Consider the following 24,976-nt stretch of genomic DNA (forward strand, 5'->3'; position numbering starts at 1 on the left):
CTGTGGGGCCCGGCTCCCCGTCAGGTGTCGCAGTCCAGCAGGGTTTTGCACAGGCCGCAGCGTGCCTGGAGGCGGCCGCGGACCGGGACCCGGATCCGCTGATGGCAGGCGGGGCAGGGGAACGACACCCGCAGCGGTGACGGGCCCTCGAAGGCGTAGTCCTCGCCGGTGGCGGGCGGCCGTCCCGGGCGCCGCGGGTCCTGCGCCGCCCGGCGGTCCTTGGCGTAGCGCAGCCGGGCGGTCCAGCCCGCGGCGGCGAGCGGCGGCCGGCGCAGGTCCTGGCGGGCCCGTGCGGCGCCCGCGGTGTACGCCTCGTACGCCTGCGGGCTGGTGAACCACGGCGCCGGGTCCTCCCCGAAGAACCGGGCCCGCTTGGCGAGGACATAGCCGAACTCCTCCGGCGTCAGATAGCCCAGCTTCTGCGAGAACGGGCCGTGCTCGCGGTAGGCGTCCAGCAGCAGCCAGCCCGCGCCGAGGTAGGCGGCGGCGGTGTCGGTGAGGATCTCGTTGTCGCGGGTGCCGGGGAACACCAGGTCCAGACGGTGCAGTGCGACATGCGTCACCTCGTGGGCCAGCGCGGCGCCGATGTCCTTGCGGTGGGTGCGGAAGCGGTCGTTGAGCTCGATGAAGTACTCCGGCCCGGCGGTGAGTTCGACATTCGCGGCGTGCTCCATCTCGCGGAAGGTGATGACCGCGCGCGCGTCCGGCAGATGCAGGTGCCGGACCATGGCGTGGGCCACCCGCTGCGCGCCCAGATGCAGATCCTCGTCGTCGTCGAAGGCCACGTCGACGGGCGGCACGCTGGTGTCGAAGGTGCGGACCGTGTCGTATGACAGGCGTTTGAACAGCGCATGGAGGGCGGAACGCACCGTGTCGAGGTGGGGGAATCCGTGCTCGATCGCTCTGCCGCCCGTGGTCACCGGGCCACTGTACGGCGGGCCGGGAAAGTCCGGAATGAGCTGTACGGGTGTGGCGCGTACGGGAGTTGGCCGGATGCGCACCCTTGTCACTCCGTTCGCCCACTCCACATAATCACAGGGCGCTCCACGGACTCATCCCCCACTGGGTCCGGACGCCTCACGGTGTGCTGTCGTCTTTCAGGTGCGGTGTGCGACGGTCACGTCCGGCTCCGGTGTTGGCATGGGCTCGTCATCGACGTGCAACCCCCCACGAAAGGAAGCCCGTTGCGCAGCTACCGGAAGCACCTCAAGAGAGCTACTGCCGTCGGCGCGGTCGCCCTGGCAGCCTTCAGCCTCCAGCCCGGCTCGGCCTCCGCCGCGCCCGCTCCCGAACCCTCCACCAAGGTCGTCGGCGGCACCAAGGCCGACCAGGGTGAATTCCCCTTCATGGTCCGGCTGTCGATGGGCTGCGGCGGCGCCCTCTACGCCAAGGACATCGTGCTCACCGCGGCGCACTGCGTCGACGGCAGCGGCGACAACACCTCCATCACCGCCACCGCCGGCGTCGTCGACCTGGAGGACTCCGCCGCCGTCAAGGTCAACTCCACCAAGGTCCTGCAGGCCCCCGGCTACAACGGCAAGGGCAAGGACTGGGCGCTGATCAAGCTCGCCAAGCCGATAGACCAGCCCACCCTGAAGATCGCCGAGGACGACAAGCTCAACAGCGGCGACTTCACCATCGCCGGCTGGGGCGCCGACAAGGAAGGCGGCGACCAGCAGCGCTACCTCCTCAAGGCGACCGTGCCGTTCATCGACGACGCCGCCTGCCAGAAGGCGTACGGGGACCAGCTGACGCCCGGCGACGAGATCTGCGCCGGCAAGCTCGACACCGGCGGCGTCGACACCTGCCAGGGCGACTCCGGCGGCCCGATGTTCCGCAAGGACGACGCCGGTCAGTGGCTCCAGGTCGGCATCGTCTCCTGGGGCGAGGGCTGCGCACGTCCGGGCAAGCCCGGTGTCTACAGCGAGGTGAGCGCCTTCGCCGCCAACATCAAGAAGGCCGCGGGCGAACTGGGCGGCTGACCGCCTCCACACCCGCACACCGAGGGCCCGGGGAGCCGCTCCCCGGGCCCTTCGCCGGGTCCCTCGCCTTGCCCTTCGCCGGGCCCTTCGCCGGGCCGGAAGTCCCGCCGCGCCCGGGACCTCCGTCCCTCCGCCCCGGGACCACCGACCGTCCCCCGGCCGGGTCTTGTGCCGCCACGGATGACCGGAGGGCCCCTGGGCGGCCCCGTACGGGCTGTTTAGCGTGAACGGCATGACCCCCGAGCCCCGCCGCCGGCCCCCGGCGCCCGACCCGCACCGCCGTACGACCGTCGTCGCCGCACTGCTGCTCGCCGCCTCCGCCGCGGCCCTCGCGTATGTCCTGCTCGGCGGCCATCACGATCCCGTCCAGTCACCGGACGATGCTCCTTCGAACGCGGCCCGGGGGTGAACCCCACCGCACCTCCCGGCGACGGTCCACCCCAGCGGCCCCGGCGTGCACCGGGCGGTCCCCGCGGATGAACCCCCTGCCGGGCCCGCGGCGGCACGTCGCGTCCCAGGCGGGACCGACGGTACTGGTGCTGCTCCTCGCCGGGCTGGAGACCCTCGCGATGGCCCACCAGCCCGCCCGGTCGCATGCCGTCATGGGGGCCACCGCCCTCGTGGTCTGTCTGTGCACCCTTCCCGGCACCCGGATCCCGCTGGCGGTCCGCGCCGCCGCCGCGGCCCTGATCTCCCTGACCGGCTCGGCGCTGCTGATCGCCGGACCGCGCCCGCCCCAGGTGTGGGGCCTGGGCGAGGGCCTCGCCCTGCTTCTGCTGCTCGCCGCCGTGATCCGCCGGGCGCCCGGCCGCACCGCCGCCGTCCTCGGCCCGCTGCTGGGCCTGGCCTGCGTCCTCACCCCGCTGCGGGACCTCCGGCCGGGCGTCTTCACGGTCGTCCAGGCGGTGCTCACCGTGGTCGTCGCCGCCTACTCCCTGACCCTGCGCCGCCAGGACGCCCAGCGGCTGCGCGACCTCGCCGCGGTCCGGGCCGCCGAGCGCCTGGAGCTGGCACGGGAGCTGCACGACCTGGTCGCCCACCACGTCACCGGCATCGTCGTCCAGGCCCGCGCCGCCCGCTACACCGACCTCGAAGGACCGCCGGCCGGCGCCACCTTCGAACGGATCGAGAGCGCCGGCAGCGAGGCGCTGGGCGCGATGCGCCGGCTGGTGCGGGTCCTGCGGGAGGACGGGGCGCGGGCCCACCCGCTCGCCGGGCTCGCCGAGGTCCGGGCGATGGCCGACGCCTTCGCCCGCACCGGCCCGCCGGTCGTCCTCGCCCTCGAAACCGGTGCGGCGCACGCGCTGCCCGCCGAGGTGGGCGCGGCGGTCCACCGCATCGTGCGCGAGGCGCTCACCAACGTACGCAAGCATGCCGCGGACGCCACGGCGGTACGCATCGGCCTGCGGTCCGTACCCCGCGGGGTGGAGCTGCGCGTCGCCAACGACGGCGGCGCCCCCGCCCGCCTCTCCGAACAGGCCCGCGGCGGAGGCTTCGGGCTGGCCGGGCTCACCGAACGGGCCGAGGCGATGGGCGGCCGGCTCAGCGCGGGCCCGGCGCCGGAGGGCGGCTGGGAGCTCACCGCCGTCCTGCCGCTGGACGGCGGGGCCACGGCCTGACGACGGGGCCGACCGCCTGACGGTGGGGCCACGGCCTGAGCCTGGACGGCGGGGCCACAGACCGACCCCGCCCCCGCCCCGCGCGTCGCACTTCTGTCCAACACCTGCCGCTCCTTTGTCCATAGGCGCACGCCCCGCCCCGGCAGCACGCTGTCCGCCGACGGACAGTTCCGCCGCCGGACAGTGCAGCCACGAAGGAGGACCGCGCGCGTGAATGAACAGACCGGAGCCCCGGCCGGGCCCAGCCGCCGAAAGGTCGTCGCCGCCACCGCGCTCGCCGGGGTCGCCGGCACCCTCCCGCTCACCGCGCGGACCGCCACCGCCGCACCGCGCCCGGCGGAGGCGGTACTGCGCTCCGACGCGCTGGAGGTCCGCGTCGACACCGCCTTCCCGCGCATCGTCTCCTACACCGACCGCGGCACCGGCGCCGTACTGCACGGCGGGTCCACCCCGGTCACCCACGTCCTCCTCGACGGCACCGCCCACACCCCGCACGTCACCCACCGCACCCGCACCGGCCGCGCCACCTACACCCTCGGCTTCGACGGCGGCACCAGGATCACCGTGGAGATCGCCGTCGAGGGATGGCGGACCACCTGGCGGGTCACCGGCATCGCCGACACCCCGGCACTGCGCGTCGGCACCCTGGAGATCCCCGGCCTCGCCCTGATCGCCGTCCGCAGCGACCAGCCCGGCGCCGGCCTGCTGGCCGCCCGGATCGCCCTCGACAAGGCCACCAGCGGCGACACCCTGCTACGGGTCACCGACGACACCCCCGCCGAGGCCACCCCCACCGGATGCGCCTACGCCGTCGTCGCCACCGGCCACCTGGCCGCCGGTATCGACACCAACACCTGCTACGACCGGCCCACCGGCGCCACCACATGGGAGAACGGCCGACTGTGGCGGCAGACCGTCCGGGGCGACGGCTATGTCACCGCACAGCTGGGCTGCGGCCAGTGGACCCACCGGGCGGCCGGCCAGCCCCTGGACGCCACCGACCCGCTGCCGTACGCGACCGTCATCGTCACCCGCGACCGCAACGGCGACGGCACCGCCGACTGGCAGGACGGCGCCATCGCACTGCGCGACCTCATGGTGCGGCCGCTCGGCGCCGACACACAGCATCTGCGGGTCATCCCGCACATCCCGTTCAACTTCGCCAGCCAGGCCACCAACCCGTTCCTGGCCACCCTCGACCACGTCAAGCGGATCGCGCTGGCCACCGACGGGCTGCGGCAGTTCACCCTCCTCAAGGGCTACCAGTCCGAGGGCCACGACTCCGCCCACCCCGACTACGGCGGCAACTACAACCAGCGGGCCGGCGGCCTCGCCGACCTCAACACCCTCCTGCGCGCCGGAAAGAAGTGGCACAGCGACTTCGCGGTGCACGTCAACGCCACCGAGTCCTACCCCGTCGCGCACGCCTTCTCCGAGCAGCTCGTCGACAAGGACGACAAGCAGTGGGACTGGCTGGACCAGTCCTACCGCATCGACGCCCGCCGCGATCTGGTCTCCGGCGACATCGCCCGGCGCTTCGACCGGCTGCGCAAGGAGACCGACCCCGCCCTGAACACCCTCTACATCGATGTCTTCCGCGAATCCGGCTGGAACTCCGACCGGCTCCAGCGCCATCTGCGCGACCAGGGCTGGCAGATCACCACCGAATGGGGCCACGGCCTGGAGCGCTCCGCCCTGTGGTCGCACTGGGCGAACGAGACCGACTACGGCCCCGACACCTCCCGCGGCATCAACTCCCAGCTGATCCGCTTCCTGCACCACCACCACAAGGACGTCTTCGCCGACAAGTGGCCCACGCTGCTCGGCAACCCCCGGATGGGCAACTTCGAGGGCTGGGTCGGCAAGACCGACTGGCACGCCTTCCACACGCTCATCTGGACCGACGCGCTGCCCGCCAAATACCTCCAGGCGTACCCGATCAGGACCTGGGGCGCGCACGAGATCACCTTCGAGGGCCCCACCAGAACCTCGGTCAGCGATACGGGCTCCGCTTCCGTGAACTCTTCGAAGAGCGGAGGCGGAGCGCAGCGGAGCGGCACCCGCCGGATCACCACCGACGGCCGCCTCGTCTACGACGGCGGCAGCTATCTGCTCCCCTGGGAGCCCCGCCGGGCCACCGATCCCGGCAAGCTCTACCACTACAACCCCCGTGGCGGCACCACGAGTTGGGCGCTGCCCCGGGGCTGGTCGGCCGCCCGCGCCGTCTACGCCTACCGGCTCACCGACCAGGGCCGCACCCAGGAGACCCGGATCCCCGTCAGCGGCGGCAGGATCACCCTCACCGCGCGGCCCGGCGTGGCCTACGTGGTCCACCGCACCAAGGCCCCCGCGCAGGGCGACCCCCACTGGGGCGAGGGAACCCCGCTGACCGACCCCGGATTCCACTCCGGAACCCTGGACGGCTGGCAGACCACCGGCCCGGCCTCCGTCCAGCTCAGCAAGGTGGGCGACTACGAACTGGTCATCGGCGCGGGCGCCGCCGCCACCGTCGCCCAGCGACTCGCCCGGCTCGCCCCCGGCAGCTACGCCGCCTCCGTACAGATCGAGGTCGGCGCCACGGCGGGCGAACGGCGCCGGGCCGCTCTGGAGATCCGCACCGCCGACGGCGTCACCGCCACCAACTGGACGGACACCTCCACGGCCGGCAACTACGTGGCGGCGGACCGCAAATCCGGCACCCGCTTCCAGCGCCTCTTCACCCACTTCACGGTCCCGGAGGGCGGCGGCCCGGTCACCCTCACCCTGACCGCGGAGGCGGGCCGGGCCAGGGTGCGGTTCGACAACGTCCGGGTCGTGCCCGCCCAGGCCACCACCAGGAAAGGCGCGTTGGCCTACGAGGACTTCGAGCACGTCCCCCAGGGCTGGGGCGTCTTCGTCAAGGGCGACGCGGGCGGCAGCACCGACCCGCGCACCCATATCGCCCAGCTGCACGCCCCGTTCACCCGGCGCGGCTGGAACGGCAAGGCGATCGACGACGTCCTGGACGGCGGCCAGTCGCTCAAGTCACGCGGTGAGAACGCCGGGCTGGTCTACCGGACCGTCCCGCACACCGTCCGCTTCACCCCCGGCCGCCGCTACCGGGTCAGCTTCCGCTACGCCAACGAGAAGGCCGGCCAGTACGCCTGGGTCACCGCCGTCGACGAACCGGCGCCCCGCGAGCTGAGCCGCCGTCCGCTCCCGGTGGCGAACCAGCCGGCCACCTGCGCCTATGAGTTCACCGCCCCGGACCGGGGCACGGCATGGGTGGGGCTGCGCAAAGTGGGCGACGACGGGACGGCGGAGTTCGTCCTGGACACGTTCGAGGTGCGCGAGGTGTAGCCGGGGGAGCGGGCCGTGAGGGCGGGGCCGCCCCGCCCCCACGGCCGCGCTCAGCTCCCTGCCCCGCAGGGATACAGACCGGGCGCCCCCGCCCCTGTCCCCACCAGGGCCGGGGCGCCCTCCCACTCCCACAGCAGCAGCGCGTTGGCGCCCTCGCGCAGCACCGGGCCCGGTACGTACAGCGTGCGCTGCGGCCCCTCGGACCGGTAGCGCCCCAGACAGAACCCGTTGATCCAGGCGAAGCCGTGCCGCCAGCCCGGCAGCGCGAGGTCCGCGTCACCCGGCCGCCCCGCCACCGTCACCGTTCCCCGGTACAGCCCCGCACCGCCCCCGGCCCCCTCCACCGCCCGGAACGGAACCCGGGCCAACGCCCCGTCCTCCTCCAGCGCGTCCAGCCGCAGCCCCCGCGACCGCACACCGTGCAGATACTGCCGCTCGTGCAGCAGCCCGCCCACGATCCCCTTCGACTCGGCCAGCCGCGGCCCGTAGTTGACCCGCCCCAGCGAGCCCACCCACAACTCCACCGCCGCCGGCCCCGCCACCTCACCCAGCACCGCGTCCTCACCGTCCACCACGGCGTACGGCGCCCCGTCGACGGACACCACCGCCCGGTCCCGCAGCCCGCGCACCCGCAGCGGATACCGCCCCCGCGGCCCCGGCACCGCCACCTGATAGCGGACCACCCCCCGATCCACCCCCAGCTCCTCGAACGTCGCCGGACCGGCCGCCTCGATCTGCGCCCCGCCCAGCGCCGCCAGCACCTCCCCGGCCGGTGCCCACTCCTCGATCACCGCACGCGCCGGAGCCGCCAGTACGGGCAGCGGCTCCGGCACCGGGGGCAGCGGACCGTCCGCGTACGCGGCGAGCACCTCCCGGAACCGCCAGAACTTCTCGGTCGGCCGCCCGCGTTCGTCGACCGGCGCCTGGTAGTCGTACGAAGTGACCGTCGGCCGCAGCTCCCCGTCCTGGAGCTCACCCGCGCGGTTCGCGCCCGCCCAGCCGCCGAAGCTCGTCCCGCCGTGCGCCATATAGACGTTGACCGAGGCGCCGCACTCCAGGATCTCCCGCAGCGCCGCCGCCGCGTCCTCCGCGGCGCGCGGCTCCTCGCCGCGCCCCCAGTGCGCGAACCAGCCGCACCAGAACTCCATACACATCAGCGGCCCGTCCGCCCGGTGCCGGCGCAGCGCCGCGAACGCCTCCCGGGCCCCGGAGCCGAAGTTGACGGTGGCCAGTACACCGGGCACCGAACCGCCGCTCAGCATGTGGTCCTCGGGCCCGTCCGAGGTGCACAACGGCACCCGCACCCCCAGCGCCCGCAACCGCTCCACGAGCCAGCCGAGATAGCCCGCATCGCTGCCGTACGAGCCGTACTCGTTCTCCGCCTGCACCATGATCACCGGCCCGCGGGTGTCACACTGCCGCGCCACGACCTGCGGCAGCAGCCGGGCGAACCACGCCTCGACGGCCCGCAGATACTCCGCGTCCCGGGTCCGCACCCGCCGGCCCAGCGGCCCGGTCAGCCACTCCGGCAGCCCGCCGTTCTCCCACTCCGCGCAGATGTACGGCCCCGGGCGGACGATCGCCCACAGCCCCGCCGCGTGCGCCGCGTCCAGGAACCGCCCCAGCGCCTCCGGGTCCCGGAACTCCCCGGGCCGCGGCTCGTGCAGATTCCACGGCACATAGGTCTCCACACAGTTCAGGCCCATCGCCCGCAGCATCGCCAGCCGGTGGCCCCACTGCGCCTCGTGCACCCGGAAGTAGTGCATCGCCCCGGACATCAGCCGCACCGGCCGCCCGTCCACCGTGAAGTCCCGCCCGCCCACCGCAAACCGCGCCACGTTCGCCCGCCCCTGTGTCGTCCGTGCCGCCCACGCCGTGCCGTTGCCCACCAGGGGCGCAGACGGGCCGGGCGCGCACGGTCACCGCTACGTCATCGGTCACCCTCGCCCTCTGGCGGTGTGACGGTCCATGGACAAAGATCGACCCTGCTTGGACGGTTCGACGGTTCGACGGAGCGGCAGGGAACCGTAAGGCGCGGTACGGCTGGGTACTACCGCGCGGTACGGAGGGACGGGAGGCCGGACGTGTACCACACCTGGATGCGCTACTTCACGCCGAGCCCGGTCCACCACCGGCTCGGCCTGGTGTGCCTGGGCGTCGGACTCCAGCACGGCGCCCTGCCCACGGTCGGCCCGCGCACTCTCGACCACCACGTCGCCCTCGTCATCAGCGCGGGCCGCGGCTGGTGCACCACCCCCGACGGCCGCCGCCACCCGGTCACCGCCCCCGCCCTGCTGTGGATCATCCCGGACGTGGTGCACCACTACGGGGCCGACCCCGACACCGGCTGGGACGAGAGCTTCGCCGACTTCACCGGCCCGGCCGCCGCCACCTACACCGAACTCGGCTACATCGAGCCGGACCGGCCCGTCGTCCCGCTCACGGACACCGGACCGGCGCGGGCCGCGATCGGGCGCATCGCACGCGCCGCCCGCCGCGGCAACCCCCTGCTGGAGGTGGAGACCTCCGCCGCCGTCCACGAACTCCTGGTCGCCCTGCGCCGCGCCCGCGCCGACACCGGCCCCGACGGCGACCCCGTCCTGACGGCCCTGGCCCGCGACGCCTTCCTCCCGCTCTCGGTCGCCGAGCACGCCGCCCGGCACGGGATGACCCCCGCCGAACTCCGCACCGCCGTCCGCCGCGGCGCCGGCTGCAGCCCGAAGGACTACCTCCTCGGCATCCGCCTGGGCCGCGCCAAGGAACTCCTGGTGGGCACCGAACTCCCGGTCGCCGCCGTGGCCCGCCGCGTCGGCTACGACGACCCCGCCTACTTCAGCCGCCTGTTCACCCGCCGCGTGGGCACCGCCCCGGTCCGCTTCCGCGACCGCCAGACGCACAGCGTGCCCGGCGGCTGGTCCACGAAGATCCCGGACCCGGACGATCCGCCGCTGGTCAGCGGCTGGAGCGGCTGACGGGGGACCGGGACCGGTGAGCGGCTGCCGGGCACGCTGGGGAGCCGGACCTCAGGGCGAGAGCTCCTCCAGCGTCCGCCCCGTCGTCTCCTCGCAGAACGCGGCCGCCACCAGCGCCCCCAGCAGCGCGACCCCGCCCAGCATCGCGAAGACCCCGGTCAGCCCGGTGCTCCCGGCGTAGACCGCGCCGACCACCACGGGGCCCAGGATCACGCCCACGCGGTTGAGCGCGCCACCGACGCTGCACCCCAGCGCCCGTGTCCGCGTCGGATACAGCTCCGGTGTGTAGAGGTAGAGGCTGATGTTGGAGCCGAAGAAGCAGACCGCGGCCAGTGACGTCCACAGCAGCACCTGGACCGGCGTACGGGCGCCCAGCACGGCCAGGACGAGGAGGACGGCGGCCGCGCCGCCCAGGAAGAGGGCGAAGATCCGGCGACGCCCGATCCGGTCGATGGTGAGCGCGGCGAGCAGGCAGCCCAGCAGTCCGGCGACCGAGGTGACGGTCGAGTAGAGCAGCGCGTCGGGGAGCGAGAGCCCGAAGCGGGCCCCGTAGATGGTGGGCAGCCAGGAGGTGATCCCGTAGTTCACGAAGTAGCCGGTGAACCAGAGGGTGCCGACGACGAGGGTGCGCCGGCGGTAGCGGCCGGTGAACAGGCCACCGGTGCGGCCGTCGGTCGGCTCGGGGGCAGGTGCGGCCGGCGCCACCGGAGGCAGCGGCCGCCCCGTCGCGTCCGCCACCTTCGCCTCGATGAGGTCCATGGTCGCGGCCGCCTCGGCCGGCCGTCCGCGCTCGGCGAGCCACCGAGGTGACTCCGGCACCGTGCGCCACACCAGTACGCACAACACCCCGGGCACGGCGGCCAGCAGATACATCCAGCGCCAGCCGAGCACCGGCACGATCCAGGCGGCGCAGAGCGCGCCGACGGTGAGCCCGGCGGGGAACACCAGCTCGTAGAGGAGTACGAAGCGGCCGCGCCCATGGCTGCGGATGATCTCGCTGATGAAGGTGGCCGCCACCGGCACCTCGCCGCCGATGGCGAGGCCCTGGACGAACCGCACCATCATGAAGGGGCCGGGGCCGGGGCTGGCGGCGAGGGCGAGCGAGGCCGCGCCGGAGACGGCGATGCACAGCGCGATGACCTTGACCCGGCCGATGCGGTCCGCCATCCGTCCGGAGAACAGCGCGCCGATCAGCATGCCGACCGAGCCGATGGTCAGGACCAGGGTGGAGTCCGCCGTGGACAGGCTCCACTCCTGTCGTAGTTGGGGCATCGCGTAGGCGATCAGTAGTTGGTCGAAGGCTTCGAAGAAGGTCACCACGCCGATCACGATGCGGACGGTGACATGCCAGCGCGACAGCGGCAGGCGTTCGAAGCGGGCCGCGATGGCGGCGCGGGTGGCGTCGGCGTCGCGGTCCGGGGAGGTGTCGAGGCTCATCCGGGATTCCTCCAGTCCCGCGCAGGTGGCGGGTGAGGGACGAGGGGGAGGAGGGGGCGTCGGGGGGCGGGGTCCGTCTGGATTTTCGCTCGGGCATCCCGTCCGGAAGCGCAAAGTTTCTAAGGGCTTAAGTTCTACAGACCCGAGGGGTGTGGTCGTCAAGGGTTTGACCAACGGAACTTTTTTCGAGCTGACCCTTGCCGGGGAATAGTTAAGTGCTTAGATTTCTGGTGCTGAAGTAATCGGGGAGCGGCGACCGGCCCCGCCCGGTGTGCCGGGCAGCTCGCTCGACTCCCCCAAGTCGCCGTCAGGAGGCCGCGGATGACCGTCGAAGAGCCGGCGCAGCAACGGGTGCCCGCACCGGAGTCCACCCCGGACGAGATCCTCGTCGCGGGGGAATGGCGGCGCGGCAACGGCGCTCCGATCGAGACCGTCGATCCCGCCACCGGCCGCACCCTCACCACCCTCGCCGGCGCCGCCGCCACCGACGTCGACGAGGCCGCCCGGCATGCCGCCCGAGCGGCCGCCGACCCCGTCTGGCGGGAGCTGCCCGCCCACCGGCGGGCCCGGCTGCTGCACCGTATCGCCGACGCGGTCGACGCCGAGGGTGAACGGCTCGCCGCCCTCCAGACCGCCGACACCGGCAAGGCGCTCACCGAGACCCGCGCCCTCGTGGCCAGCGCCGCCGCCACCTTCCGCTACACCGCGGCCGCCGTGGAGACGGCGGAGGAGGCCCTCACCCCCGCCCGCGGCGACTACCTCACGATGAGCCGGTACGAGCCGATCGGCGTCGTCGGCGCGATCAACCCGTGGAACTCGCCGGTCGCCAGCGATGCGCAGAAGCTCGCCCCGGCGCTCGCCGCCGGTAACGCGGTGCTGCTCAAGCCCGCCGAATGGACTCCGCTCGGCTCGCTCGCCCTGGGGCGCCTGATCACCCGCGCGCTCACCGAACTCCGGCTCCCCACAGGGCTGTTGTCCGTCCTGCCGGGCCCCGGACGGACCGTCGGCGACGCCATCGTGCACCACCCGCGCGTCGGCAAGGTCACCTTCACCGGCGGCACCCGCACCGGCCGGGCCATCGCCCACGCCGCGGCCGAGAAGCTGATGCCGGTCTCGCTGGAGCTGGGCGGCAAGTCACCGACCGTCGTGCTCCCCGACGCCGACCTCGAACAGGCCCTGGCCGGCGTGCTGTTCGGGATCTTCTCGTCCACCGGCCAGTCCTGCATCGCGGGCTCACGGCTGTTCGTCGCCCGCGAGCGCTACCCGGAGTTCCTCGGCGCACTCGTCGACCGGGCGCAGAAGCTGCGCATCGGGCCCGGCGGGGACCCCGGCACACAGGTGGCGCCGCTCGTGCACCACAAGCACCGGGACTCGGTCGCCTGCTACGTCGATCTGGCGCGCGCGGAAGGCGCCCGGGTGCTGTGCGGCGGGAGCGCCCCCGACGGCGACGCCTACCGCGACGGCGCGTACTACCTGCCCACCGTCCTCGACGGCCTGCCGAACTCCTCCCGCACCTGCCAGGAGGAGATCTTCGGCCCGGTCCTGGTCGCCCTGCCCTTCGACGACGAGGACGACCTCATACGCCAGGCCAACGACTCGGTCTACGGCCTGGCCTGCGGGATCTGGACCCGCGACCACCGCGCCGCCTGGCGGATCGCACGCCGTATCGACGCCGGCACCGTCTGGATCAACACCTACAAGCAGTTCAGCGTCTCCACCCCCTTCGGCGGAATGAAGGACAGCGGTCTCGGCAGGGAGAAGGGCCGCGACGGCATCCGCGCCTACCAGCGCCAGAAGTCCCTGTACTGGGGCGTCTCGGACGCTCCGCTGCCCTGGGCCAACTGACACCCCCGGAGGAACCGATGCCCCACCCCCCGATCGCCCGGCTGCGCGCCCTGCGCTCCGTCGAGCTGCTCACCCCGCACTTCGCCGAGGCCACCGACTTCTACCAGGACGCCTGGGGCCTGGAGGTCGTCGAGACCGAGTCCGGCGCGAGCTGGCTGCGCGGCACCGGCGACGAACACCACGCACTCCAGCTCACCCGCTCCGACCGGATCGGCCTCGGCCGGCTCTCGTTCGCCCTCACCACCCCCGCGGAGGCCGACGAGGCGGCCCGCCGGCTCGAAGCGCACGGTATCCGCACGGTGTCCGGGCCCGGCCCGCTGGACCAGGTCGGCGGCGGCTACGGTCTGCGCTTCCACGACCACGAGGGACGCCTGGTCGAACTGTCCGTCGACACCTGGGCCGTCGCCCCGCGCGGCCGGGACGCCGCCGTCCCGGTCGGTGTCACCCACGCCGTCCTCAACACCACCGACATCGACGCCTCCGTCGCCTTCTACTGCGATGTCCTCGGCCTGCGCGTCTCGGACTGGTCCGAGCACCAGATGGCGTTCCTGCGCTGCAACGCCGACCACCACTGCATCGCCTTCAACCAGGCCGAATGGGTCTCCCTCAACCACGTCGCGTACGAGATGAGCTCGGTCGACCACTTCATGCGGGGGCTGGGGCGGCTCAAGCACCACGGCATCGACCCGCAGTGGGGGCCCGGCCGGCACGGCCCCGGCAACAACACCTTCTCCTACTTCACCGACCCGACCGGGCTCGTGTGCGAGTACACCTCCGAGGTCGCACAGGTCGTCGAAGACCGCTGGATCGCCAAAGTGTGGCGGCGCACCCCCGAGCTGTCCGACCTGTGGGGCACGGCAGGCCCACCGTCCCAGGAGATCCGCTGCCATATGGCGGGCTCCCCCGAAGGAGCGCACGCATGACGACCGTGACGACACGGCACGTAGGGCTCATCGGCTGGGGCGCCATCGGCCGCGTCGTCGCCGCCGCTCTCGCCCGGCGGCAGGTGCCCGGCGCCGAGCTGGTGTGCCTCGTCGACAACCGCCCGCTGGGCGAGGCCGCGCCCGCCCCGCAGGTCTCCTTCGAGGAGGCCCTGGAGCGCTGCGATCTGATCGTCGAGGCGGCCGGGCAGGGCGTGGTGCGCGCACGGGGCGAGCGGGTCCTCGCCTCCGGGACGGATCTGCTGGTCGCCTCGACCGGCGCCCTGACCGACGACGGACTGACGAAGCGGCTGCTCACCACCGGTCCGGGCCGGGTCTACTTCACCGGCGGCGCCCTCGGCGGGCTGGACCTCCTCCAGGCCGTACGGTCCCTCGGGCCCCTGGACGACGTCCGGCTGACCACCACCAAGCTGCCCGCCACCCTCGAACAGCCGTGGATGGACGATGAGTTGCTCACCCGGATGCGGACCGCCACCGGCCCGGTCGAGGTGATGTCCGGCACCGCCCGCGAGGTCCCGGTGAAGTTCCCCCGGTCCACGAACGTGGCCGCCTCGGTCGCCCTCGCCGTCGGCGACCTGGACGCCGTCCGGGTCCGGGTCGTCGCCGACCCCGCCGCCCACCACACCCGCCACAGCGTCGAGGCCCGCGGCGCACACGGCTCCTACCGCTTCGAGGTCGCCCACCTCCCGGACCCGGGCAACCCCGCCACCAGCCAGGTCGTGCCGTACGCGGTGCTGCGTTCGCTGGGTGCGATCGCCGGGCGGACGGGACAGATCCTGTGAGCGCCCCGGTCCACGCGGTGCGGGCCGGCGAGCACGGCCCGCTGCTGCTGTGCCTGCACGGCATCGGCTCCTCGTCGGCCGCCTTCGCCCCACAGCTCGCCGAGCTCTCCGCACACGCACGGGTGGTGGCCTGGGACGCCCCCGGATACGCCGCATCGCCCGATCCACACGGCCCGTTGGACCTCGACGGGTACGCGGACGCCGCCGCCGAGCTGATCCGCTCCTACGGCACCGGTGCCCATGTCCTCGGCGTCTCCTGGGGCGGCGTGATCGCGCTACGGCTCGCCACCCGCCACCCCGGCCTCGTCGACTCGCTGATCATCGCCGACTCCAGCCCGGGGTCGGCGACGGACCCGGCGAAGGCCCAGGCCATGCGGGCCCGCGCCGCCGAGCTGGCCGAGCTGGGCCCGGCCGCCTTCGCCGCGCGGCGCGGCCCCCGGCTCGTCTCGCCGCACGCACCGCAGGAGCTCGTCCGGCACGTCATCGACACCATGGCCGCCGCCGTCCGCCTGCCCGGCTACGCGTACGCCGCCGCATCCATGGCGTCGGCGGACCTCCGCACCGAACTGGCGGACATCACCGCCCCCGCCCTCGTCCTCTGCGGCGACCTGGACCGCGTCACCGGCGTCGAGGCATCCCAAGCCCTCGCCGGGGCCCTGCACAAGACCGCCTACGTGATCGTCAAAGACGCCGGTCACCTGGCCAATCAGGAACAGCCCGGGCACTTCAACGCCTGGGTCCTGTCCCACCTCGACATCGTCACCGAGCAACCGAAAGGCCCGTCATGCCGCTGACCACCACCGCCTACGACAACGGCGACGACCTCGCCGCATACACCGACTCCCTCATCGCCACCAAGGACTCGCGCACCGCCGACTTCGACACCCTCTCCTTCCAGGAGAAGGCCGGCCCGCAATACCGCCGCGGCCAGATCCGCTACGTCGGCTCCGGCGCCACCGGCAACCACGAGAACGACCAGCGCATCCTCCCCTCCGGCGGCTTCACCTTCTCCAACATGCTGCTGCCGCCCGGCGCCGAGGGCCCGGCCCACACCCACCACGACGTCGAAGAGGCATTCTTCGTCCTGGAGGGCCGGGTCCGTGTCGGCATCCACCGCGGCCCCGACGAGGTCGAGTACCGCACGCTCGGCTACCGCGACATGATCGTCGTGCCGGCCGGTGTCACCCGCTCACTGAAGAACGAGGGCGACACCGACGCCCTGTTCTGCGTCGTCATCGGCACCCGGAAGCCGCAGGTGCCGTCCTACCCCGCCTACTCGCCGATGCACGGCGTCACCCGTGACTGACACCCCCGGCGGCGCACCCACCGTCGTCATCACCGGCGCCGGCCGTGGCCTGGGACTGGCCATGGCCCGCCGGGCCGGCGCGGACGGATTCCGGGTCGTCGTCGCCGAACGGGACGCCGAACGGGGCGAGCAGGCGACGGCGGAACTGCGCAGCGCCGGCATCGACGCCCACTTCGTACGGTGCGATGTCGCCGATCCGCAGTCGGTCTCCCGCCTGGCCGACGAGGTACGGGCCGGCGGCCGCCTGTACGGCCTGGTCAACAACGCCGCGCTCGCCAACGGCGTCGGCGGCAAGGAGTTCTGGGACATCGACATCGATACCTGGGACCGGCTGATGACCGTCAACGCCCGCGGCCCCTGGCTCGTGTCGAAGGCCCTCCACCCGCTGTTCACCACCCCCGGGCGGATCATCAACATCGCCTCCGACGCCGCCCTGTACGGCTCCCCGCGGCTCGCCCACTACCTCGCCTCCAAGGGCGCGGTCATCGCACTCACCAGGGCCATGGCCCGGGAGCTGGGCGAGGCCGGCATCACCGTGAACGCGGTGGCGCCCGGCCTCACCGAATGCGAGGCGACCGAGACCGTGCCCGCCGAACGACACGACCTCTACCGCCTGAACCGGGCCGTCTCCCGCCCCCAACAGCCCGACGACCTCACCGGCCTCGTCTCCTTCCTGCTGAGCGACGCCTCCCGCTACCTCACCGGACAGACCATCGCCGTCAACGGCGGCTTCACCATGAACTGAGCGACTGGAGTACCGAGTCATGGATCTGGGCCTCGCCGACCGCACCATCTGGGTCACCGGCGGCAGCTCGGGCGTCGGCCTGGCCACGGTCCGCGCCCTGCTCGCCGAGGGCGCCCGCGTCGCCACCTGCGGCCGGAGCGCCGACCGGCTCGCCAAGGCGACCGCCGCCCTCGGCAGCGACCGGCTGCTGACCGGCGTCTGCGACATCCGCGACGCGGACGCCACCCACGCCTTCGCCCGACGCATCGCCGACACCTTCGGCGGCGTCGACGGGCTCGTCAACAACGCCGGGCAGTCCCGTATGAAAGGTCTCGACGAGGCGACCGCCGAGGACTGGCGCGACGAGCTGGAGCTGAAGTTCTCCGGCGTCCTCAACCCCCTCGACGCGGCCCGCCCCTACCTGAAGGCATCCGACGCGGCGAGCATCGTCAACATCAACGCGGTCCTCGCCAAACAGCCCGAACCGCGCCTGATCACCACCAGCGCCGCCCGCGCCGGCCTCCTCAACCTCGCCAAGACCCTGTCGGCCGCCCTCGCCCCGGACGGCATCCGCGTCAACTCCGTCTGCCTCGGCCTGATCGACACCGGCCAGTGGACCCGCCGTCACGCGGCAGCGGACTCCGGCATGACCTACGAGGACTGGCAGGCGGAGCTGGCCGCCGACCGGGGCATCGCCCTCGGCCGGCTCGGCCGCGCCGAGGAGGTCGCCTACCCGATCGTCGCGCTGCTCTCGCCGCGCGCCTCCTACATCACCGGCACCAGCATCGACGTCTGCGGCGGAGTCGGCCGCGGCATCCTCTGAGGAGAGCACCCATGCGTGATGACACCGGAGGCGATCTCCTCGTCGCCGTCCTGCGCGAGCTCGGCATCGACACCGCCTTCGGCATCGTCAGCGTGCACAACCTGCCGCTGGTCGAGGCCGTCGACCGGGAGCTCCGCTTCGTCCCCGTACGCCACGAGGCATCCGCGGTCAGCGCCGCCGACGCCTACGGGCGGGCCCGCGGCACCATCGGCTGCGCCCTCACCTCGACCGGCACCGGCGCCGGCAACGCCGCCGGGGCGCTCATCGAGGCCCTGTCGTCCGGCACGGCCGTGCTGCACATCACCGGACAGGTGGAGTCACCCTTCCTGGGCAGCGGACGCGGCTTCATCCATGAGACCAAGGACCAACTGGGCATGCTGACGGCGGTGTCCACCTACGCGGCCACCGTGCCCTCGGCCGGGGACGCCGGCCGCATCCTGCGCGCGGCCGCCCACGCCGCCCGCACGGCCCCCGGCGGCCCGGCAAGCGTCGAATGGCCGATCGACCTCCAGTACGCGGCGCAGGACGACGCCCCCCAGCCGTGCGCCGAGCCGCCGACCCCCACCCCCGGCCAGGACGAACTCGCCACCGCCGGCGCCCTGCTGGCCTCCGCGCGACGCCCCCTGATCTGGGCGGGCGGCGGCGCCACCCGGGCCCGCAGGCACCTCACCGAGCTGCTCACCGTGACCGGTGCCGGCCTGCTCACCTCCAACTCCGGACGCGGCTCGGTACCCGAGGACCACCCCCAGGCCATCGGCAACTTCGCCACCACACCGGCCGGCCGCGCCCTCCTCGCCGACGCGGACGTCCTCCTCAGCATCGGCACCCACTTCCGCTCCAACGAAACCGCCGACTACGGCCTTCGCCTCCCCGACGCCCACATCCAGATCGACCTCGACGCCGCCGCCCTCGGCCGCAGCTACCCGGCCCGGCACGCCCTGCACGGCGACGCCACGGCCGTACTGGAGCGACTGCTGCCACACGCACGGCCCGCCGAACCCGGCTGGCCGGAGCGCATCACCGCCACCCGCGACGAGGTCCGGGCAACCCTGCGCGACACCATCGGCCCGCAGGCCGCGATCTGCGACGCGATCCGCGCCGCCCTGCCCCGGCAGGCAGTCATCGCCCGTGACGTCACCATCCCCTCCAGCAGCTGGGGCAACCGGCTGCTGGAGATCTACGACCCGCGCGACAACGTCTTCCCGCGCGGCGGCGGCATCGGCCAGGGCCTCGCCATGGGCATCGGCGCCGCACTCGCCCGCCCGCACACCCCGACCGTCGTACTGGCCGGCGACGGCGGCCTCGCCGTGCACCTCGGCGAACTCCTCACCCTCGCCCAGGAGCGGCCCCGCCTCACCCTGATCGTCTTCAACGACGGCGGCTACGGCGTACTGCGCAACATGCAGGACGCCCACCGCGACCGGCGCGCCGGCGTCGACCTGGCCACCCCCGACTTCGCGCTGCTGGCCCGCGCCTGCGGGCTGCCCTACCGGCGGATCGCCGCCGCCGAACACGCCGAGCCGGTGATCACCGAGGCCGTCACCGCCGACGGGCCGACGCTCGTCGAGGTGGACCTGGCCGCGCTCGGGCCGATGAAGAACCCGTTCACCCCACCCGTCAAAATCCCCACCGCGTAGGGAGGCCGCCACCATGACCGCTGCCACCACCCTCGACCTCCTGGTACGCCGCATGACCTGGGAGGCCGAGAACGTCCTCTCCGTCGAGCTCACCCACCCCGACGGCAAACCCCTGCCGGCCTGGGACCCCGGCGCGCACCTCGACGTCCACGTGGGCGGGCAGATCCGCCAGTACAGCCTGTGCGGCGACCCGCACACCACGGACACCTACCGCATCGCCGTCCTCAACGAGCCCGCCTCCCGCGGCGGTTCACGCCACATCCACACCCGGCTCCGCCCCGGTCAGCGGCTCACCGTCGCCGGGCCGCGCAACCACTTCGCGCTGGAGGACGCCGCCGACTACCTCTTCGTCGCCGGCGGCATCGGCATCACCCCGCTCCTGGCCATGGCCCGCGAGGCCACCCGGCGCGGCGCCACCTGGCGCATGGTCTACGGGGGCCGCACCCGCACCTCGATGGCGTTCACCGAAGAACTGGCGGCCCTCGAAGGCGATATGACGCTCGTCCCGCAGGACGAACACGGCCCGATCGACCTCGGCACCGCCCTCGCCGACCTGCCCGACGACACCCTCGTCTACTGCTGCGGCCCCGAACCCCTGCTGACCGCCGTCGAGGAACGCTGCCCCGCCGGACGGCTGCGCCTGGAGCGCTTCGCCGCCCCCCTCGTCGAGCGCACCGGCGACACGACCGCCTTCGAAGTCGAGTGCCACCGCTCCGGCCGCACCCTCACCGTCGGCGCCGACACCTCGATCCTTCAGGCCGCCGAGGACGCCGGCCTGAACGTCGACAGCTCCTGCCGCGACGGGATCTGCGGCTCCTGCGAGACCCGCGTACTGGACGGCACCCCCGACCACCGCGACTTCCTGCTCAGCGAGGCCGAGCACACCGCGAACGCCACCATGATGATCTGCGTCTCGCGCTGCGCCGCAGGCCGCCTCGTCCTCGACCTGTGAAACCCCCTCCGGAGGCCCCCATGCCCGATGCCACCTGGCCGTACCTGGACGCCCACCAGTCCCGTACGCACGAACCCACCCCCTACGAGGACAAGCTGGCCGCCACCCTCGAAGAGGTCTTCACCGAGGACGGCCATGAACTCACCGACGTCATACGGGGGTTGAACGCCCGCCAGGTCCACGCCCCCGACGGCGCCCCGTGGACCGAGGAATCCTTCCGCGCCGAGATGCACCGCCTGGGAGCCTGACATGACCCTCTCCTGCCACGACACCGCCGAGCACATCTACGCCACCGGCCTGCGCAACCAGTGGCACCCCGTCGTCCCCTCCTCCTTCGTCGCGCCCGGCGCGCTGCGCAAGGTCACCGCGCTCGGCGAGCAGTGGCTGCTGTTCCGCCGCGCCGACGGCACCCTCGCCATGCTCGACGACCGCTGCCCGCACCGCGGCGCGCCCCTCTCCCTCGGCAAACACCTCGGCGACCGGGTGGCCTGCTGGTACCACGGCGTCGAGGTCACCACCGACGGCACCGTCTGTGCCGTCCCCGGCCTGCCGGGCTGCAACCTGGAGGGCAAGAAGCTCGTCACCTCGCTGCCCGTACAGGAGGCCGGCGGCGCGATCCTGGCGTACTTCGGCGACGAGGAGCACCCCGAGCCCGCCGAGCTGACCCTCCCCGGGCCGCTCACCGACCCCGGAACCGACGCGTTCCTGTGCTACGCCGAGTGGAACGTGCCCTGGCGCTACGCCGTGGAGAACCTCCTCGACCCGATGCACGGAGCGTTCCTGCACCACGAGTCGCACTCCATGTACGACGGGGACACCACCGCCAAGTTCCGCATCCGCGAGACCGACCGCGGCTACTTCTTCGAGAAGACCGACCAGCGGGGCGTGAACTTCGACTGGGTGGAGCTGTGCCGCACCGGCGTCGACTGGGTGGACCTGGAGATCCCGTACCCCCCGTCCGGCGGCCCCGGCGGCCCGTTCGGGATCGTCGGCATGGTCTGCCCGGTGGACGAGCGGCGCTGCGGGGTCTTCTTCTGGCGCTACCGCCGCGTCCAGGACTGGCAGCGCGACACCTGGCGCTTCCTCTACCGGACGCTGATCGAGCAGCGCCACTGGGAGGTGCTGGAACAGGACCGGGTCATGCTGGAGGCCCTCCCGGCCGACGCCGACCAGCGGGAGAACCTCTACCAGCACGACCTGGGGGTGGTACGGCTACGGCGCCTGTTCCGGGCCGACGCCGAGGCCCAGCACCACTGATCAGCGTGCGCCCCCGGCGTCCGACTCCGTGATCGACCGCTCCAGCTTCGACAGCAGTCGCGCCAGCTGACGGCATTCGGCGGGGGAGAGGCCGGCCAGCATCCGCCGCTCGTTCTCCAGATGCTCCGCGAACAGCGCGTCGATCTTCGCCAGCCCCTCCTCCGTCAGCCGCGACCGCACCACCCGGCGGTCCTCCGCGTCCCGCTCCCGCACGATCAGCCCGTCCTTCTCCAGCCGGTCGATACGCAGCGTCACCCCCGCCGACGAGATCAGCCCCGAGTCCGCCAACTGCCCCGCCGTGCGCCGGAACGGGCTGCCCGCCCTGCGCAGCGCCGTCAGCACATCGAACCCGGCCACCGACAGCCCGTGCGCCTCCACCGACGCCGTCAGCCGCGCGCTGTAGCGCAGGAACGTGCGGTGCAGCCGCGCCAGCACCTCCAGCGGCGAGGTGTCCAGCTCCGGCCGCTCCCGCCGCCACTCCTCGATGATCGACGCCACCGCGTCCGGCTGCGCCGTCGTCTTCCTGGCCATCCGTGGGTCCTCCCCGAACTGCGCTCCCGAGCCGCGGCCCGGTACCCGATCCACCGGAATAGTTTAGTGCTGAGAAGTCATCCCCCCTAACCGTCCCGACCCGCCGAAACCCCCGTGCACCCGCCACCGGCCGTACGGCAGCATGGCCGCATGCCGCAACTGCAGCGCGACGAGGCGCAGACCCGAGCCCGACTCATCGACGTCCACCGCTACGAGGTCGCCCTCGACCTCACCCAAGGTGAGGAGCGATTCGGCTCCCGGACAGTCATCCACTTCACCGCGCGGACCGGCGGCGACACCTTCGTCGAGCTCAGGCCCGCCGAGCTGCACTCCGTCACCCTCGACGGCCACCCGCTCGACCCCGCGGCGCTCGACGACAACCGCCTCCCGCTGACCGGCCTCACCCCCGGTGCCCACGAGCTGCGGCTGGACGCCACCATGCGCTACTCCCGCACCGGCGAGGGCATGCACCGCTTCACCGACCCCGCCGACGGCGAGAGCTACGTCTACACCCAGCTGTTCATGGAGGACGTCCAGCGCGTCTTCGCCGCCTTCGACCAGCCCGACCTCAAGGCCGTCTTCGCGCTCGCCGTCACCGCCCCCGAAGACTGGACCGTCCTCGCCAACGGCATCACCGAACACCTGGGGGAGGGCCGCTGGCAGGCCGCCCCCACCCCCCTCATCTCCACCTACCTCGTCGCCGTCGCCGCCGGCCCCTGGCACTCCGTCCGCACCGAACACGCCGGACTGCCCTTCGGCATCCACTGCCGCCGCTCCCTCGCACCCCACCTGGACGCCGACGCCGAAGAAATCCTCGACCTCACCCGGCGCTGCTACGACCGCTACCACGAGATCTTCGAGGAGCCCTACCCCTTCGACTCCTACGACCAGGCCTTCGTCCCCGAATTCAACTCCGGCGCCATGGAGAACCCCGGCCTGGTCACCTTCCGCGACGAATTCGTCTACCGCTCCGCCGTCACCGACACCGAACGCCAGACCCGCGGCGTCGTGATCGCCCACGAAATGGCCCACATGTGGTTCGGCGACCTGGTCACCCTCCAGTGGTGGGACGACATCTGGCTCAACGAGTCCTTCGCCGAATACATGGGCTACCAGGTCCTCGCCGAAGCCACCCGCTTCACCGACACCTGGACCGACTTCGCCGTCGCCCGCAAGGGCTGGGGCTACGACGCCGACCAGCGGCCCTCCACCCACCCCGTCGCCCCCACCCCCGCAGACGTCCCCGACACCGCCTCCGCCCTCCTCAACTTCGACGGCATCTCCTACGCCAAGGGCGCCTCCGCACTCCGCCAACTCGTCGCCTGGATGGGCGAGAAGGACTTCCTCACCGGCATCAACGGCCACTTCGCCCGGCACCGCTTCGGCAACGCCACCCTCGCCGACTTCCTCGACTCCCTCGCCCGCGCCACCGACCGCGACGTCCACGCCTGGGCCGCCCGCTGGCTGCGCACCACCGGAGTCGACACCCTCACCCCCGTCGTGCAGGAAGCCGCCGACGGCGACTGGACCCTGACCGTCGAGCAGACCGGAAGCACCGACGGCACCCGCCCCCACCGGCTCACCATCGGGCTCTACGACCACGACCACACCACCGGCCACCTCGTCCCCCGCACACCACTGACCTGGGACGTGCCCGGCGACGGCACCCACCGGGCCACCGGCGGCCGCCCCGCCCTGCTCCTCCTCAACGACCAGGACCTCACCTACGCCAAGGTCCGCCTCGACCCCGTCTCTTGGGACACCGCCCTCGGCGCCCTGTCCGGCCTCCCCGACCCGCTCACCCGCGCCGTCGTATGGAACGCCGCCCGCGACATGGTCCGCGACGGCGAACTCGCCCCCACCGCCTACCTGGACGCCGCCCGCGCCCACCTCCCGCACGAAACCGACCTCGCCCTCGTCCAAGGCGTCCTCGCCTTCGCCCGCACCCAGATCGCCGACCACTACCTCCCCTCCGGCCGCCACACCGCCCTCACCACCCTCACCGCCCTCAGCCGCGACATACTCCGCCGCACCGAAGGCCCCGAACACGCCACCACCACAGGACTACGGCTCACCGCCGTACGCGCCTTCATCGACAGCGCCACCACCCCCGAAAGCCTCCAGGACTGGCTCGACGACGGCGCCGTCCCCGGCGGCCCCCGCCTCGACCCCGAACTCCGCTGGCGCATCCTCGCCCGGCTCGCCACCCTCGGCGCCACCACCCCCGACACCATCGACGCCGAACTCGCCCGCGACCCCAGCGCCACCGGCCGCGAAGGCGCAGCCCGCTGCCACGCCGCGCTCCCCGACCCGGCCGCCAAACAAGCCGCCTGGAACGCCCTGTTCACCACCGACGGCGAAACCGCCCTCTCCACCCACCTCTTCACCGCCACCGCCACCGGCTTCTGGGCCCCCGAACAACTCGACCTGCTCCGCCCCTACGCCGACCGGTACTTCACCGAGGTCCCCGCCCTCGCCGCCGCCCGCGGCCCCGCCCTCGCCACGGCCGCCGGCCGCTACGCCTTCCCCACCCCCTTCGTCGACGACCACACCCTCGCCCTCGGCCAGGACTGCCTCACCGACCGCGACCCCACCCCCGCCCTGCGCCGCAAGCTCACCGACCAACTCGACGACCTGCGCCGCGCCCTGCGGGTACGCGCCGCGGCCGCCCACACCTGACACACCCCACCGGGCGCCGCCGGACCGGCAGCCGGCGGCACCCGAACACCTGCGGTACACCCGTACCACTTACGGGTGGTATGACCGCGACCAGTGGATACGCACCGTACAGGGAAAGTAACTTAGGGCTGCCTAAGGGCTCGTCCGACA

At 73.1% G+C, this 24,976-nt stretch carries 21 protein-coding genes; 17 read left to right on the plus strand and 4 right to left on the minus strand.

The genetic code is table 11. From position 1 onward, the window contains the following. Window positions 1–20: 20 nt before the first annotated feature. Window positions 21–920, minus strand: a complete 900-nt coding sequence (locus STRTU_RS26955) for a hypothetical protein (RefSeq protein WP_159746610.1) — start codon at window positions 918–920, stop codon at window positions 21–23. A 264-nt stretch (window positions 921–1,184) separates the two neighbouring features. On the opposite strand from STRTU_RS26955, the gene STRTU_RS26960 reads away from it, so the two are divergent. From STRTU_RS26960 to STRTU_RS26975, 4 genes are all read left to right on the plus strand, one after another. Next, complete coding sequence (locus tag STRTU_RS26960) at window positions 1,185–1,982, plus strand: S1 family peptidase (protein ID WP_159746611.1); 798 nt, start codon at window positions 1,185–1,187, stop codon at window positions 1,980–1,982. A gap of 232 nt (window positions 1,983–2,214) precedes the next feature. Beyond that, window positions 2,215–2,391 carry a hypothetical protein gene (locus STRTU_RS26965; RefSeq protein WP_159746612.1) on the plus strand — a complete coding sequence of 59 codons (177 nt, stop codon included), beginning with the start codon at window positions 2,215–2,217 and terminating at the stop codon, window positions 2,389–2,391. Between the two features lie 67 nt (window positions 2,392–2,458). Beyond that, on the plus strand, window positions 2,459–3,601 hold the full coding sequence (locus tag STRTU_RS26970) for a sensor histidine kinase (protein ID WP_159746613.1): 1,143 nt from the start codon (window positions 2,459–2,461) through the stop codon (window positions 3,599–3,601). Between the two features lie 210 nt (window positions 3,602–3,811). Then, window positions 3,812–6,940: an endo-alpha-N-acetylgalactosaminidase family protein gene (locus STRTU_RS26975; RefSeq protein ID WP_269777393.1), complete on the plus strand. Its 3,129-nt coding sequence runs from the start codon at window positions 3,812–3,814 to the stop codon at window positions 6,938–6,940. Between the two features lie 50 nt (window positions 6,941–6,990). Here STRTU_RS26975 and STRTU_RS26980 read toward each other — a convergent pair whose 3' ends face one another. Then, window positions 6,991–8,778, minus strand: a complete 1,788-nt coding sequence (locus tag STRTU_RS26980; protein WP_159746615.1) for a beta-galactosidase — start codon at window positions 8,776–8,778, stop codon at window positions 6,991–6,993. A 246-nt stretch (window positions 8,779–9,024) separates the two neighbouring features. On the opposite strand from STRTU_RS26980, the gene STRTU_RS26985 reads away from it, so the two are divergent. Then, window positions 9,025–9,912 (plus strand): helix-turn-helix domain-containing protein, encoded by an 888-nt coding sequence (locus STRTU_RS26985; RefSeq protein WP_159746616.1) that lies wholly within the window; start codon window positions 9,025–9,027, stop codon window positions 9,910–9,912. A 51-nt stretch (window positions 9,913–9,963) separates the two neighbouring features. On the opposite strand, the gene STRTU_RS26990 is transcribed toward STRTU_RS26985, so the two are convergent. Then, a complete protein-coding gene (locus STRTU_RS26990; protein ID WP_159746617.1) occupies window positions 9,964–11,349 on the minus strand; it encodes an MFS transporter in 1,386 nt (461 codons plus the stop codon). A 321-nt stretch (window positions 11,350–11,670) separates the two neighbouring features. On the opposite strand from STRTU_RS26990, the gene STRTU_RS26995 reads away from it, so the two are divergent. The 11 genes from STRTU_RS26995 to STRTU_RS27045 are packed head-to-tail and all read left to right on the plus strand — an operon-like array spanning window position 11,671 to window position 21,616. Beyond that, a complete protein-coding gene (locus STRTU_RS26995; protein WP_159746618.1) occupies window positions 11,671–13,194 on the plus strand; it encodes an aldehyde dehydrogenase in 1,524 nt (507 codons plus the stop codon). Window positions 13,195–13,211: 17 nt separating this feature from the next. After that, complete coding sequence (locus STRTU_RS27000; RefSeq protein ID WP_159746619.1) at window positions 13,212–14,117, plus strand: VOC family protein; 906 nt, start codon at window positions 13,212–13,214, stop codon at window positions 14,115–14,117. Further along, entirely contained in the window at window positions 14,114–14,917 is an 804-nt protein-coding gene (locus tag STRTU_RS27005) for an aspartate dehydrogenase domain-containing protein (RefSeq protein ID WP_159746620.1), read from the plus strand. Before STRTU_RS27000 ends, STRTU_RS27005 begins: the two co-directional genes overlap by 4 nt. Beyond that, window positions 14,914–15,711 carry an alpha/beta fold hydrolase gene (locus STRTU_RS27010; protein WP_159746621.1) on the plus strand — a complete coding sequence of 266 codons (798 nt, stop codon included), beginning with the start codon at window positions 14,914–14,916 and terminating at the stop codon, window positions 15,709–15,711. The genes STRTU_RS27005 and STRTU_RS27010 overlap by 4 nt, the downstream gene beginning before the upstream one ends. Further along, a complete protein-coding gene (locus STRTU_RS27015) occupies window positions 15,702–16,223 on the plus strand; it encodes a cupin domain-containing protein (RefSeq protein WP_159746622.1) in 522 nt (173 codons plus the stop codon). Before STRTU_RS27010 ends, STRTU_RS27015 begins: the two co-directional genes overlap by 10 nt. Beyond that, entirely contained in the window at window positions 16,216–16,968 is a 753-nt protein-coding gene (locus STRTU_RS27020; RefSeq protein ID WP_159746623.1) for an SDR family oxidoreductase, read from the plus strand. The genes STRTU_RS27015 and STRTU_RS27020 overlap by 8 nt, the downstream gene beginning before the upstream one ends. A 19-nt stretch (window positions 16,969–16,987) precedes the next feature. After that, window positions 16,988–17,770 carry an SDR family oxidoreductase gene (locus STRTU_RS27025; protein WP_159746624.1) on the plus strand — a complete coding sequence of 261 codons (783 nt, stop codon included), beginning with the start codon at window positions 16,988–16,990 and terminating at the stop codon, window positions 17,768–17,770. A gap of 11 nt (window positions 17,771–17,781) precedes the next feature. Next, window positions 17,782–19,407, plus strand: a complete 1,626-nt coding sequence (locus tag STRTU_RS27030; protein ID WP_159746625.1) for a thiamine pyrophosphate-binding protein — start codon at window positions 17,782–17,784, stop codon at window positions 19,405–19,407. 13 nt (window positions 19,408–19,420) lie between these two features. Further along, the gene (locus STRTU_RS27035; RefSeq protein WP_159746626.1) at window positions 19,421–20,359 is read left to right on the plus strand and encodes a PDR/VanB family oxidoreductase; all 939 of its coding nucleotides are present in this window, start codon (window positions 19,421–19,423) and stop codon (window positions 20,357–20,359) included. Window positions 20,360–20,379: 20 nt separating this feature from the next. After that, entirely contained in the window at window positions 20,380–20,607 is a 228-nt protein-coding gene (locus tag STRTU_RS27040; protein WP_159746627.1) for a recombinase-like helix-turn-helix domain-containing protein, read from the plus strand. A 1-nt stretch (window position 20,608) separates the two neighbouring features. After that, window positions 20,609–21,616 carry an aromatic ring-hydroxylating oxygenase subunit alpha gene (locus STRTU_RS27045; RefSeq protein ID WP_159746628.1) on the plus strand — a complete coding sequence of 336 codons (1,008 nt, stop codon included), beginning with the start codon at window positions 20,609–20,611 and terminating at the stop codon, window positions 21,614–21,616. On the opposite strand, the gene STRTU_RS27050 is transcribed toward STRTU_RS27045, so the two are convergent. Next, a complete protein-coding gene (locus STRTU_RS27050) occupies window positions 21,617–22,147 on the minus strand; it encodes a MarR family winged helix-turn-helix transcriptional regulator (RefSeq protein ID WP_159747246.1) in 531 nt (176 codons plus the stop codon). Between the two features lie 150 nt (window positions 22,148–22,297). On the opposite strand from STRTU_RS27050, the gene pepN reads away from it, so the two are divergent. Next, window positions 22,298–24,826 carry an aminopeptidase N gene (gene pepN / locus STRTU_RS27055; protein WP_269777394.1) on the plus strand — a complete coding sequence of 843 codons (2,529 nt, stop codon included), beginning with the start codon at window positions 22,298–22,300 and terminating at the stop codon, window positions 24,824–24,826. The last annotated feature ends 150 nt before the right edge of the window (window positions 24,827–24,976 follow it).

The organism is Streptomyces tubercidicus (genome assembly GCF_027497495.1).
Lineage (GTDB): Bacteria > Actinomycetota > Actinomycetes > Streptomycetales > Streptomycetaceae > Streptomyces > Streptomyces tubercidicus.